A 14,121-nucleotide genomic window follows, 5' to 3' on the forward strand; every position below is an offset into this window, starting at 1 on the left:
TTCATTACTATGGACGGATGTTAAATACAATAAAGGCTGCCGCTGATGTCTGATAATGACAGTACTCTGGATTATGATGAAAATGATTTAATCGATTCTCCCTTGTCTCAAATTTTACAAGAGGATAATGAGCAAATTGAAGTTCTAATTTATCGATTACCCGATAGTGACTGGACACTGGAAGTGGTAAACCAAAATGGTACTTCTACGGTATGGGATGAAACATTCCCGTCAGATCAGGAAGCTCTATCTGTCGCTTTAGATGGAATTAAAGCCGCAGGCGGTATTCAGGCCTTTTCCGAACTCAGTGACCTCGAAGCAAAGAAAAATATTTTTCCTGAATCGCTTACTCGCCATTAAAAATGAAGTTGCTGGCTTGGATCTGAGTCAGTATTTTTTGGATTCTTAGAACCTGTCGCGTGATAGGTTCACTTCAACCCAAACCCATCTAGGGTTGAAGGGTCAAAATTTTCATCAAACATAAACTCATCTGCTCGCTCTTTTCTTAATGTCGCCAAGGCATAAAAGAAACATTTCTCACATAACTGCAATTCATATCTTTCCCCGTCATGCTTGGAACCATAGTCCCAATGCGCCGATAAAGTTCCAAACTCCAGTTGCGTTGATTGATTACATACATCACATAAAACATCAGTAATGACTTTTACCTGTTTCAGTTCTTTGATCTCCATATGCAATTCCTTGTAAATCCAACTTAAATATTCTACATATTTACTAAAAACATAATTCAATAGGGTTTTAATTACCGCTAAAAAGATTAAAAACACTATATATAGTGAAATTTACAATTTAATAACACAATATAGGGTGTGCAACCCTTGACTCCCCTATAAAAAATACGTGAATATTATAGCTTATTTTTCAGCCACTTGGCATAGATATGGGGAGACATCAACATATGTCTATAAAAAAAAAGCTATTGAAAGTCATCGTGTATCTTCAAAAAACTTACAATTAATGTGTTATCCAAAATGTATGCATGCCTACCAAATCTGGATTGCTCTATTTTTTCAGCTTAATGAGAAACAGCAAAACTATCACTTGAATTTAACTTTTAAGCAGAATATCGAAATCCCTCTTCTGACAACAGACAAAGCTGATCACTATTTTTTTAGTAGTCATTTCAGCTGGATCTATGCTTATTTTTACAATAAGTATAAAACTGAATTTACGTTTAGAGCTTCTGAAAAAAATAATTCCTACGAATTCACCATCATGGCTTTAAGCGAAGTCAAGGCCTTACTATGTTCCGGATTACATCACTCAATTCATGGCTTAGATATCATCGCACATTGGCTAAATGAACAATACTTAGCCGCACATCTTCAGGAAGTTTTCGGTCAGGAAGTTCTAACTATCAATCATCTACGAGAATTATCAGGACTGTCTAAATCCAAAAGTCCAGTAAGTTCTATTTCAAATTATGCTGGTCCACTTTCATTGGAAAAAATTCTGGCTGGAATATCATCATGAACGGATATAGTTACTTAGAAGATACTCAAGAATTAAAGCTTGAGCCGTTTCGAGAATTCTATCAAACACTAGCAGAAGCAAAGCTAGAAAGTTTTCAAAATTCAATCAAACACTAGCAGAAGCAAAGCTAGAAAGTTTTCAAAATTCAATCAAACTCAATGACTTCATTAAACCTACTGAAATCGTTGAAATCAAAAATATTATAAATCAACAACTTGCAGACAAATCAATCAGTGAATATCCTTTGGTTCATTACCTTGTTGCAGTGATCAACACCCCTTCAGCCTATCAAGCTAATGCACTGAAATGGGCCATTTTCAATACTCAATGTATTGAATCGCTTGATAGCCAAGAACATGCCTCCACTGTAGCTAATCTTTGTATGCGTTTTCGTTTAGCCAGCACAAAGCGGGAATACCATTGGCTTTATAGCTTCTTACCAGCTCTTCCTATGGATTTGGAGGATCTGCTTGAGTTTTTAAATGAAACTGAAGTAGAGAATAAAGATTTACTTGAACGTTCTACTCCAAAATTAACAGCAAAACAAATTGGCCAGCTGTCAAATCTACGTGTTATCTATCAATATGTCTTTACTCAGTCTGAACGTTTAAAACGAAATCGCCAAAGCAGTTCAGGTGCCAAAGAAGCTCCTCAAACTGATGTTCAAAAGATATCAAGAATATCTCTCGATGATGAACAAACGTATCAGACTCATTTTGAACGCGGTATAGCAAAACAACCACGTGAGGATAAAACTATAGAAAAAGTTGAAGACCATAATTTTGAATTCAATTCACTAGAGCAATGTTCTATTACAGCTCAGATCAATAATCTCAAAAACAAAATTCTGCATCAAAACAAGAATGAATTAATGAGCAAGGCAAATCCTCATGTCTTCGATTTGCCTACTGCACAGTACATTATGCAAATTTTATTAGAACAGGCAGAAAACTCTCCAATTCATGCATTGCTTTTATTTTCAGTACTTAGTTTGACGCATTATGAAGAGCTACTAGTATTCCGAACACGTTTCTTACTAAGCTCAAAAAGTAAAGAAATCCGCTTTAATCATGAAAACTGTTTTTTTCGTCAAAGTATTGATAGCTCTAAATTTAAAGATACATTTTTAAAAGAATACATGCTCAATATCGGCAATTCTTTTACCATCCCCTTACCCAAAGTTTATTTGATGCAGATACTTCAGCTAAAAAAGTGGGATAAAGCCGATATTGCTTCAGAGGTACAAGAATATCTACGTAGAATCAGCAATGAGCTTACTTTTCCTTTAACAGCGCAAAATCTTCCGCGTTTAATCAGTGATATTACGCTGAATGAACTTGGATATGAGTTAGAAAGCAAACTATTGGCAGGAGAAAACGTTAATAACTACACGCCATGCCATTATTTTTCAACAAAAATTATTGATATCTTAGATATTTATATTCAAACACTTGATCTGGTTGGTCCTCAGCTTGACACTGGATATATTGAGGAATTTAAATCCCCTATTACGTTTGGCAGTCAGCAAGTACCGGATCTCCCATTCGTCCAGTCTTTTTTTTACCAGCTTGACCACCAAGTTCGGAATAATCCCAATCCCTTTCAGACTTTAAATCATTATTCAATCTGGCTTTGGCATATTTGTATGCTGACAACTTCAGCACGGCCGAGTGAGTCCTTCCCACCCAATCTAGATTATATTGACCTTGACAACCAATTGATGGCTGTTGCAGATAAAGAGCAGCGTTATTCGGGCACCATTGGACGCTATTTACCTTTTAATAATTTTCTCCGTGATGAAATACAGCATTACCTAAAGTATTTGAAACATTTTCTGCACCTCACTAAAGCCTATCTGTCGCAAGAACAAGTACAAGCAATCCAAGAGGTCTTGGATGGTGAACATCTCTTGCTCTTATTTTACAATTCGAAAGGATATGTCCGAAATCTGGAACTTTCTGATATTCAAAAATACTGTACTGAAATAGCATTACAGCGCAATTGGACCCGCCACTTCGCTCGCTATTTTTTTGCCCAATACTGCAATGAAGATCTAATAAAAGGCATCTTTGGTCATGACGAAGCTATGCAGGAACTGTTTGACCGCTATTCAGGTTTTGAGACAACAGATTACGATCAAATTAGAGCAGCACAAGACAAGCTGGTCGGACTCTTAAAGCTTAAAAGTATGTCTACATTTAACGGGTTCCTGATTGAATGAGTAAACACCCACACTCCCTTAAAAGAATAAAAAAGCATAGAAAAAACAAAGCATTTCTTCTGAACTTGTTTAGTGAGAAATGTATAGAACTGACGCCTGAGAACTATTCGGAAATTTGTCGTCAAGTTGATAATCAGCTTTTAGAACACTGTAAGTCAAACATCCGTAGCTATCAGATGGCACGTATAGAATTTGCTAAATATATCAAGCGCTTTAATCTTTCATCGAATCAGTACTATCCAGTGCCTGCCGCTCCCGTAAGGTACGAAAGGTCTCTGCCACTACAAAATATTGAAACCTTAAAACATGGTAAAAAAGTTACTCAATTTGCCCAAAATATGATTGCTTACTGGACAAAACGAAATGACTTCAGTCCCACCCAATCTCTTGGCTTTTGTTTGATCAGTTCAATATTATTTAATGGCATTTACAACCATGCCGAATTGCAATTTTTTTTAAAAATCATTTTAAAAACAAAGAAATTTCAAAGTTTTTTAAACCTAAATCATATGGTAACACTCGAAATCCCGAACCGGAATTTCGGTAATCAGCGTATAATTAACCCTGATTTTTCAGTCAGCTATACAAAAACGTTTGTGCTACACGACATTGTGAAATGCTGGATCTACAGACTTAAACATCAAAAGTTTGATTTATTTTCGGATATTGAAGATGCAGAACATCTGATTAACGCTTGTATTATTGAATGCTTCCCTGAGGAAAAGATACGTTGTAAAGACCTGTTAAAATACGGTTTTTACTATACACAGTTCCTGAAAAACTGCGGACTGGATCAAATGTCCATTTGTATCCTAAAAAATGAAATTTACAGTTCCAGCCCTCTCGAAAAACAATTAGCAGCCTATTTTATTCAGTCTGAACCCACGCCTACCCATACAGTTCAGAATATTTGTGAAAAACCTCAGAAAAAGCCTACGGTCACTATTACGTTAGATGAAGTCGATATTTTAGTAGAAATACGTCAAACTATTCGTGCAAAAAACTATAGCGATCAACTCATAGAATTATATGCTAAAAAACAGTCTCCAGCCTTGGAACGTTTGCTGCTGTGGAGCATTCTACGCTCAAAATTAACGGAACCTCAACTGGACCTTCTCAATCATATTATTCAGCAGCAGCAACGATTTAAGCGCAAGCTTATACGTGCAGATTTTCAGCCGGTCAAGCAAAGTTCTCTGAAGACCATGTTTTCACAGTTTGCAGTCCATTGGCTGCAGGCAACGCAAGACAAAGACATTTCATCATTTTCAAATGCCGATTTTGAAGATCTGTATGGAGAAATGCTTCTACTGAAAGCAGAGACAGCTCGAGCAACTCTACAAAAACGTCTACAGGAGTTTCATCACAAACAGACCTTATTTTTTAACACACCCAGTGTTGATCTGGATAATTTAATCCAGGTAAAAATCTGCAGAACCGCATTGATCTCGCCCCATATTTTTTACCGCATGCTAGAGCAGCTCGAAAATACTCAAGATATTTCAATTCAGGATAAAAATATATTTAAACTGATTTTTATTCTGGGGTTCAGAGTCGGACTACGGATCAATGAAACATTGAATATCTTTGTACGTGATTTATTTATTAGTGAAGATGCTGTGATGCTCACCATTCGCAACAATCGCAATAAAAATCAAAAAAGCTACTCTGCTTACCGCAAGATTCCTCTGCATCATCTACTTAAAGCAGACGAATTACATGCATTGAAAACATATAGTCAGAATAGAAAACGTCTGCTAAAAGAACAAGGAAAATCAGTTGCACAGCCGCTGTTTTTAAAACAGTCCTTAGAAGAAACTCATGAAAATGAAGTCAATGCTCTATTGAAACAATTGATCCAGCCAGTTTTTGGAGAACACAATTTTACTTACCATAGTCTGCGCCATTCTGCATTTAATCATCTTTACCTGGTTTTAAAAAACTCAACTCTTGCAGATGCATTTACTGACTATAGCCCACATGAGCAATTACGTATCCGTTATGCCTTGCTACGAAACAGAAATACTCAGCAAACCTGGTATGCACTTTCTCATTTTGCCGGGCACCTAACCCCTGAAACGACCTGTTCAAACTATCTGCATTTAATGCATCTAGCAATTAGCTACCAGCTGAATCAAATGCACAGCCCGCTTCCTAAAGAAGCCTATTTTAATATTCTGAAACATGATGATTCTATTAAATATCCTGTTCAGCAGCGGGCGATCAAACAGTTTTTATTTGAGCAACTCACTAAAGACCGTTACAGGCAACATGATCATCAATTTCAACTAGGTCAACAGAAATCGCCTGATTCACTGATGCTAGGAGCTCATGACTCAGAGATGACTTTTGAATTATTGCATCACATTCTTGCAGTAGAAAAAGAACAAGACCTTATGTTACCTGAAGCCATTCCTTTGCAAATCGCGCAAAAATTACGTGCTAGAGCCCAGCATTTGAAAACCTCCTGTGTAAACCAAAAAAAATCATCGAGGTTATTTACCACAGATTTTTTAAGGAAAACTCCGAATGCATTGGTCACCATGTTGCCAACCAATCAGGAGGAAAAAAAGGTCATTCAACATGTTCAGGAGCGTTATGCAAATGTACAAAGTAAATACAAAAAACAGCTTCATACGATCTACTCAATTTATCTTGAAAAAGTTCAGCCCAATTCAGCCCAGTTAATTTTTGAACTCAATGAAAAACGGCAACTGAAGAAACTTCTTTCTTTTATTCATAGCCTATTTCCCAAAAAATATCTTCATTTAGAACTCTCTCAGCAGAGCAAGACAGAGCTCAAAAGCACATTACAGGATTTAGCATTACGGACAGAAAATTTTAGCCTGAATGAGGAGGAAGAGCGAATCAAGTTCTCTTTCAAGTATAAAGATGCAAAAGCACTTGGGGTATTCAAACTACTGATGTATCTCATGATAGTTTCTCATCTTTAATGCAAATTATTGGATAAGTTTGCCACGCATTCTTATTCGTGGTTTACCAGTCATTCCTGTAATGATTTAATATAGACTTCCAAGCGTGAGTGATTAAATTAATCATTTTAAAGAGCAATAACTGTTTGTCCCACTAGCCAAAAATGTCTGTCCAAGTTAGCACAAAATTTAATGATCATTTAAACAAGAATTTGCAGTATTGATTTACAATTTGAAGTGAATAAAAAAAGTATAAATTGCCGCAGTGGGATGAAATTGAAGCAATATTTTCAGAATATGATGAATAAATTGTGAATCGGTACTAAATTAAGGTATCAGGCAAGGCAAAGCGCTGCCCATCGACCTCATTGCTCCAAACCACTTGTACCAGATATTCCAGATTAACCTGATAGCAAATACCGGTTCCTCGCGACAACAGGCGAAACTGATTGAGCTTAAAGCAGGTTGTTAGGCTCTATTAGATTGTAAATGTCTAATTAGACTTCTTTAATCTAATAAGATCTAATCAGGCCAATTAAGCACCCTCCTTACCGATCAAATGGCTTATTTTATAAATCCATTATTTTGTGTTTTAATAGATATATATAGATATAAGACCCAATATTATGGATTTAAAATTCAAAAAACCTGAAGAGGTTGTTACTTTATTATGTGAAAGGCTTCGCAAAGAACGACTTTATCTAGAAATGACTCAGGCAGACGTCGCTACACGTGCTGGTATTAGTGTGAATACAGTATCTAATCTGGAAGCTGGTCGAAATGTTTCATTTGAAAATTTAGTACGCGTTGCCATGGTATTGGGCCGATTAAAAGAATTAGAGGAACTCTTCAAACCTCATTTAAACAGTGTAAATGACATTCTCCGCTATGAGAGCAATACGGCTCGCCAACGTATCAAAAGGAAATAAGTGCATGCTCAAAAAACTTAATGTTTACTACAATGGATGGGGTGAATATTGGCTTTGGGGTACACTGGTCTCCTCAACCGCAATCACAGGTCGGCCATTAATCGCCTTTGAATACAGTGCAGAAGCGATCAGTAAAGGTTTAGAACTTTCCTCTTACCTACTTCCATTAAAAGGTGACTCATTAAGAACGAACTTTCCTACACATCAAATGGGATTGCCAGGTCCTATATATGATGCCCTACCCGATGGTTGGGGCATGCTTCTTATGGATCGCTTATTTAAAAAAAATGGACTCAATCCAGCACGGATTGGGCCATTAGAACGACTCACGTATATTAATACACATGCAATGGGGGCATTATCCTTTGAACCTTCAGCACCTGAGTTAGCATTAACTGAAAATATTCCACTGATTAAACTCGCTCAAGAAGTTCAGGAAGTTCTCAAAGGAGAAGGTGCAGAATTTTTACAGCATTTATTAATTATGGGTGGATCTCCACAAGGTGCAAGGCCAAAAGCGCTCGTCTACCGTGATCCTGTCACCAACGAATTCTCAACAGTTAGCTCACATCAACATGAAGCATGGCTGATCAAATTTCCCGCTCAGCAAGAGCATCCTGAAGTTTGTGCAATTGAAGCTGTCTATGCAGAATGTTTGCGTCATTGTCATATTGACACCCCTGATACTCAATATTTTACTCTTCCGAATGGATTAACCGCATTTGCATCAAAAAGATTTGACCGCCATGAAGGTATGCGTATCCCTATGCAAAGTTTAGCTGCCTTCACCGGAGCTGATTTTAAATCACCAGGGAGTTTAGACTACAGTAACTTTCTTCGCGCTGCACACTTTTGCACCAATGATGTTCGCGAAAAAGCAATTGCATTCAAGCGAGCTGTTTTCAATGTAGTCTTCAATAATCGAGATGATCATTGCAAAAACTTTTCATTTCTGATGTCCCAAAATGGGCAATGGAAACTCTCCCCTGCCTATGATGTTACTTTCTGTGAAGGGCCAGGTGGATATCATCAAATGGATATCATGGGTGAGGCACTGGATATTCCTCGACAAGCTCTTGTAAAACTTGGTACTCAGGAAGCGGAACTTTCTGCCCAAGAAGTCGATGAAATTATTAGTTCGATTTGTAAGGTTGCAATCCGATTCAGCAATATCGCTCATGATCTATTACCTGGACAAATTCAAGCAGAAACTATCCAAATGATCCAAAATAGGATTGAGCATAATATTCATTTATTGAATTGAATATAAAACATTTTCATGAGGATTAAGAATCATTATATTAAATCATATAATATTGTTATTTCTCATGAAAATCAGTATCAAAAAATAGGTGACTTTTACAAACTAAAATGTCTAAAATAAAGTGACCAAAATACCCTTAAATGATCTAAATTACTAAAAATTTTACTCCACCAAAAAACACATACTATCAATTAAATCATATACTTATAATTAGCGTCATTTAATGGAATAAATCTCGGTGACCTTGCCAAGGTTGGGGTCGCGAGTTCGAGTCTCGTTTCCCGCTCCAAATTTAAAAGGCCCTAGTCGAAAGATTAGGGCTTTTTTCTTATTGTTTAAATTGAATTCTCACTGAGTCTTCGTTCCATTTTAAAACTTATCAATTTTTCATGTTCATATGTTTCTTCCAATATCACAAACTCTTTGCTTTCATAAAATTTCCTAGCGGTGAGCGTTGATTCAAGCTTAATTTTATCAATCTGATAAGAGCTAGAAAGAGAAATGATGAAATCAACCATTGCACTTCCTATACCATCGCCTTGATAATCAGGTAAAACATAATTTAGAAGGATGACTCCACCTTTAGACATCAAAAGGCTTTGTTGCACAAACCTATCTGTAAAAGCTTTTTCAGCGATATAATTTTCAAATGAAGAAGCCTACACACAAAATCTACCGCACAACCAATTGGCCCGCATATAACCGAGCACTCATGAGTCGCGGAAATATTGCCATTTGGTTTGATCCTGCTACGCAATGGTATGCTCCATCAAAAGGCAAACAAGGGCGAAATCAAACCTACTCCGACGCAGCTATCCAATGCTGCTTAATGATTAAATCCTTATTCCGTCTATCTTTACGTATGGTCACTGGCTTTGTGCAAAGTCTGATTAAACTTTGTGGATTAAATTGGACCGCACCAGATTACAGTACGCTTTGTAGAAGACAAAAGCATATTGATATTGCAATCAGCTACCAAAAAAGTAGCGATGGGCTGCATCTACTCATAGACTCTACAGGCATGAAGTTTCTAGGTGAGGGCGAATGGAAACGCAAGAAACATGGACCTGAATATCGTCGCCAATGGCGTAAACTACATATTGGTATAGATGCTGAAACCCTTCAAATACGCGCTATTCAACTCACTACAAATAATGTCAGTGATTCACAAGTGCTTGGTGATTTACTCGATCAGATTCCACAAGATGAGCAGATTGACTCTGTTTATACCGATGGAGCTTATGACACCAAGCAATGCCGTCAGGTCATTGCAGATCGGCAAGCGCATGCGGTGATTCCACCTAGAAAAAATGCGAAACCATGGAAAGATACAAAGATCAGCTCGCTAGAACGAAATGAATTACTTCGAACAGTTAAACGTTTAGGCAGGAGACTATGGAAAAAATGGTCAGGCTATCATCGACGAAGTTTGGTGGAAACCAAGATGCATTGCATTAAATTATTAGGCGATAAATTAATGGCAAGAAGCTTTCCTAGTCAGGTGAATGAAATTCATGCACGTGTAGCAGTCCTCAACAGGTTTACGGAATTAGGTCGACCACTTACCCAAGTTACGCCTTAAATTTGGCTCAATTAGGGGCGCTTTGCATTTCAAATCTTTGTGCAACAAAACCACATCAAAATAAAACCTACAATCTTATTGTCCTTTTTGTACATATACGAATAAGAGTTGTTTATCCAATTAATTATATTTTCTTCAGTTTTATTCGATAACCATTCATCAATAACATTTTGATTATTATCATGATCTAAAGAGCAAGATTCTATACTTTGCTTGATAACATTTAAAATTTCTTTTGAATCTTGCTGTTGAGCAATCTCGATCATATTTGAAACTCAAACAATTCTTAGTACTAAAGTTTAATTGAATAAATCATACTTGTAATCATGAGTTCAAATTACGTTTACGACGTCAAATTTAAAAGGCCCTAGTCGAAAGATTAGGGCTTTTTTCTTATCTCTAGATTTCACAACTAGGATTGATCAGTAATCTTCGTTTTTAAATCTAATTCATTTGATTGCTGATAAGTTTGCGTAATTCGGTCACGTGGCATAAAGGTTGTTGCGACTATCGCAATCATTGCCATCGAACCAATATAAATCATAATCAAATATGGATTGCCACCACCGACACTCAATAACTTGGTTGCAATCAACGGTGCAATACCACCACCCAATACACCTGCCAACTGCACTGAGATAGATATCCCACTATAACGAATTTCAGCTGGGAACTGACGCGCGAATAATTGTGCTTGCGGCGCATACATAATCGGGAACACCACACCAATCGCCAATACAATCGCAGTCCACACTAGTACAGGATCTTTGGTATTGAGCATACTAAAGAATGGATAACTAAATACTGCCAGCACACATAAGCCAAACATAAACATATTGCGCTGACCGACCTTATCAGACAAATGTCCACATAAAGGTGTCATAAACAGAATCACGGCTGCACCACAAATGGTAGCAAACAAAATATCTTGTCGCGGAATACCCAATTGGGTCGTGGTATAAGCCAAGGTAAATGTTGATGCAATATAAAACCATGCGTTTTCAGCAGCACGCGCCACAATAATTGTAATCAACTGTTTTGGATGTTGTTTAAAGACTTTTAAAGCAGGAACTTTAATGTTTTCAGCGTGTTGCTTAACCTTCTCAAAGTCAGGAGATTCAGGCACTTTGACACGGATATACCATCCTACACCCAGTAAAACGATACTTGCGAGGAATGGAATACGCCAGCCCCAACTAAACAATGCTTGTTCGGGCAGTAAGGACACCAAGCCAAGCGCTATTGAGGCCAACATTAAACCACCACCGGTACTGGCTTGAGGCAAACTACCCCAAAATCCTTTTTTGCCCTCAGGTGCATGTTCAACTGCCATGAGCACAGCACCGCCCCACTCTCCACCCATTGCCATACCCTGAATAAAGCGCAAGATCACTAAACAAATTGCAGCCCAATAGCCGATTGTTTCATAAGTGGGTAACAATCCAATCAATACAGTGGGAATACCCATCAACATTAGAGTCAGTAACAACATGGACTTACGCCCGATCTTGTCACCAAAGTGACCAAATACTAGACCACCTAAAGGTCGTCCGATGAAACCCACTGCATAGGTACCAAATGCTGCGAGTACACCTGTCAGTGGGTCAAGATTAGGAAAAAACAATTTGTTGAAAATCAGTGCCGCTGCCGCACCATAAATAAAAAAGTCATACCACTCGATGGTGGTACCAACCATGCTAGAAATCCCTGCCAATCGATGTGACGACTTTTTAGGGGACGAACCGTTTCCATCTGTTGCTTGCATCACAATTATCCTTATTTAGATCTTTTTGTTTTAACTTTGACGCTTATGGACAACCCTGACCATAAGCGTTTTAACGCTCTATATTTCAGTGAGCTTTTGTTATTTTTATCAGGTGAATTTAGCTCAGCTTTTCTAATATTTGCTCCAGTTCTGGATTGGCTTGTTTCCATTGTGGTTGTTTGTCTTTATCGACAATCAGTGCACGCACGCCTTCAATAAAGTCTCCATGCTCAAACCAAATATCCTGTAAATCACGTTCAAGTTGCATGCATTGTTGCAAAGAAAGTCCGCGTCCAAGATGTTGTAGTTTCAAGCTGGTTTGTTTTGCTACGAATGAGCGTTGTTGCAGTAGATGCAATAATTTGCTGGCCCATGCGTTTAACTGCTCATCTTGTTCATTTGCAAGACTTTGCTCAATCTCATCCAAATGTTGAAAACCAAAATGTTTACGAATCGCTTCAGCATGCTGTTTCAATTCACTCTCAGCAGGGCGAGTGATAAATTGAGCAATAATGTGTTCAATCTCTTCTTTGCTTAAACTGGACGTCTCAACCAAAGCTTCTTGCAAGGCTTGAAGTTTTTCGCTCGGCACATGGTAGTCAATCAAGTCCAAATAAAGGGCATCACTGCTACTGATTTGCTCACCTGTAATCGCCATATACACGCCTATGTCATCCAAGCGCGATAGGAAATGAGTAGCACCGACATCTGGGAAAAAACCAATCGCTGTTTCAGGCATGGCAAAGCTTGATTTTTCACTACTCACAATGATGTGGCAGGCTTGCGCTAAGCCAAAACCACCACCAAGCACATAACCATCGAGCAGAACGATGACAGGTTTTTGGTACTCACGTATGGTGGTGAGCATCTTATATTCGGCACTAAAATACCCCTGATGATCGGTCGTGCCCAATTTATAGCTGTCATACAGATAGCGAATATCGCCTCCTGCACAAAAGGCTTTCGGGCTATTCGATTTGAACAAAACGGCTTGGATAGCAGCATCATTTCGCCAAAGTTCAAGTTGAGTTTGAATCCCCTCAATCATCTCTAGCGATAAGGCATTCAGATGTGTCACTCGATCTAAACTGATCATGCCTAGACCACCTTGTTGCTCAATCATTAAGTGATTTTCTTTGTTCATTTTGTTGATCTCTTATTGATTTTTAAAATTTGCCTGCCGCTTTTCTACAAATGCTTGCATGCCTTCTTTTTGGTCCGCAGTGGCAAAAATTGAATGGAACATACGTCGTTCAAATCGTAATCCTTCGGTCAAATTGACTTCGAAAGCTCGATTAATAGTTTCTTTCAGCATCATGTTTGCGGTCAGAGAACGTGTCGCAATTTGTTCAGCGGCTTGTAGGGTTTGTTCGAGTAGGTCTTCTTTGTTGAATACACGTGCAACCAAACCACTTAACTCAGCTTCTACTGCACCCATTTGTCGTGCGGTGAGGCACATTTCCATGGCTTTGGCTTTACCAATCGCATGAGTTAAACGTTGTGTTCCACCGATTCCTGGAATTACGCCCAAAGTCACTTCTGGTAAGCCGAACTTGGCATTATCAGCGCAGTAGATAAAATCACACATCAGTGCCAATTCACAACCACCACCCAAAGCATAGCCACTCACCGCAGCAATCAAAGGTTTACGGCGTTGAGCAATACGATCAGCAAGATGGAAAAAATCATCAAAATAAATATCAGGAAAATTTAGCTGTGCCATTTCCTTAATATCCGCACCTGCTGCAAAAGCTTTTTCCGAACCTGCCAACACAATACAACCAATCTCACGATCCTTTTCCAGTTGGTCGAGAGCTTGATTCACTTCACTGATCAATTCACTGTTTAGCGCATTTAAAGCTTTAGGACGATTGAGGGTAATTAACCCAACACCATTACGCTTTTCTAATAAAATAGTTTGCCACTGCATCAT

Annotated in this window: 12 protein-coding genes and 2 pseudogenes; 7 read left to right on the top strand and 7 right to left on the bottom strand. The window is 38.1% G+C overall.

Annotation, left to right across the window (positions count from 1 at the left end):
• Positions 1-45 precede the first annotated feature (45 nt).
• Positions 46-360 (top strand): hypothetical protein, encoded by a 315-nt coding sequence (locus F927_RS13140; protein WP_004907060.1) that lies wholly within the window; start codon positions 46-48, stop codon positions 358-360.
• Between the two features lie 68 nt (positions 361-428).
• On the opposite strand, the gene F927_RS13145 is transcribed toward F927_RS13140, so the two are convergent.
• Positions 429-692, bottom strand: a complete 264-nt coding sequence (locus tag F927_RS13145; RefSeq protein WP_005085753.1) for a hypothetical protein — start codon at positions 690-692, stop codon at positions 429-431.
• A gap of 169 nt (positions 693-861) precedes the next feature.
• Here F927_RS13145 and F927_RS13150 point away from each other — a divergent pair, with 169 nt between their 5' ends.
• From F927_RS13150 to F927_RS13160, 3 genes and pseudogenes are all read left to right on the top strand, one after another.
• Positions 862-1,494 (top strand): hypothetical protein, encoded by a 633-nt coding sequence (locus tag F927_RS13150; protein WP_020846219.1) that lies wholly within the window; start codon positions 862-864, stop codon positions 1,492-1,494.
• Positions 1,491-3,715, top strand: a pseudogene (locus tag F927_RS13155) (hypothetical protein). The gene F927_RS13150 and the pseudogene F927_RS13155 overlap by 4 nt, the downstream one beginning before the upstream one ends.
• Entirely contained in the window at positions 3,712-6,669 is a 2,958-nt protein-coding gene (locus F927_RS13160) for a site-specific integrase (protein ID WP_005085764.1), read from the top strand. Before F927_RS13155 ends, F927_RS13160 begins: the two are co-directional and overlap by 4 nt.
• A gap of 304 nt (positions 6,670-6,973) precedes the next feature.
• Here the strand turns inward: F927_RS13160 and F927_RS17460 are convergent.
• Positions 6,974-7,078 (bottom strand): annotated as a pseudogene (locus tag F927_RS17460) (hypothetical protein); the annotation flags it as partial.
• Between the two features lie 196 nt (positions 7,079-7,274).
• Between F927_RS17460 and F927_RS13165 the strand changes: the two are divergent.
• Both F927_RS13165 and F927_RS13170 read left to right on the top strand, forming a co-directional pair.
• The gene (locus tag F927_RS13165; RefSeq protein WP_000364388.1) at positions 7,275-7,577 is read left to right on the top strand and encodes a helix-turn-helix transcriptional regulator; all 303 of its coding nucleotides are present in this window, start codon (positions 7,275-7,277) and stop codon (positions 7,575-7,577) included.
• 4 nt (positions 7,578-7,581) lie between these two features.
• Positions 7,582-8,841 carry a type II toxin-antitoxin system HipA family toxin gene (locus F927_RS13170; RefSeq protein WP_000914409.1) on the top strand — a complete coding sequence of 420 codons (1,260 nt, stop codon included), beginning with the start codon at positions 7,582-7,584 and terminating at the stop codon, positions 8,839-8,841.
• A 335-nt stretch (positions 8,842-9,176) separates the two neighbouring features.
• On the opposite strand, the gene F927_RS13175 is transcribed toward F927_RS13170, so the two are convergent.
• Positions 9,177-9,449, bottom strand: a complete 273-nt coding sequence (locus F927_RS13175) for a GNAT family N-acetyltransferase (RefSeq protein ID WP_228127904.1) — start codon at positions 9,447-9,449, stop codon at positions 9,177-9,179.
• Between the two features lie 41 nt (positions 9,450-9,490).
• Between F927_RS13175 and F927_RS13180 the strand changes: the two genes are divergently transcribed.
• The gene (locus tag F927_RS13180) at positions 9,491-10,423 is read left to right on the top strand and encodes an IS5-like element IS17 family transposase (protein WP_020846310.1); all 933 of its coding nucleotides are present in this window, start codon (positions 9,491-9,493) and stop codon (positions 10,421-10,423) included.
• Between the two features lie 29 nt (positions 10,424-10,452).
• Here F927_RS13180 and F927_RS13185 read toward each other — a convergent pair whose 3' ends face one another.
• The 4 genes from F927_RS13185 to F927_RS13200 form a co-directional block, all read right to left on the bottom strand.
• The gene (locus tag F927_RS13185) at positions 10,453-10,689 is read right to left on the bottom strand and encodes a hypothetical protein (protein ID WP_005085770.1); all 237 of its coding nucleotides are present in this window, start codon (positions 10,687-10,689) and stop codon (positions 10,453-10,455) included.
• 146 nt (positions 10,690-10,835) lie between these two features.
• Entirely contained in the window at positions 10,836-12,188 is a 1,353-nt protein-coding gene (locus tag F927_RS13190; protein ID WP_005085772.1) for an MFS transporter, read from the bottom strand.
• Positions 12,189-12,306: 118 nt separating this feature from the next.
• Positions 12,307-13,332: an enoyl-CoA hydratase/isomerase family protein gene (locus F927_RS13195; protein ID WP_005085776.1), complete on the bottom strand. Its 1,026-nt coding sequence runs from the start codon at positions 13,330-13,332 to the stop codon at positions 12,307-12,309.
• Between the two features lie 12 nt (positions 13,333-13,344).
• Positions 13,345-14,118, bottom strand: coding sequence for an enoyl-CoA hydratase (locus F927_RS13200; protein ID WP_005085779.1), 774 nt, complete (start codon positions 14,116-14,118; stop codon positions 13,345-13,347).
• Positions 14,119-14,121: the final 3 nt, after the last annotated feature.

The organism is Acinetobacter haemolyticus CIP 64.3 = MTCC 9819 (assembly GCF_000369065.1).
Lineage (GTDB): Bacteria > Pseudomonadota > Gammaproteobacteria > Pseudomonadales > Moraxellaceae > Acinetobacter > Acinetobacter haemolyticus.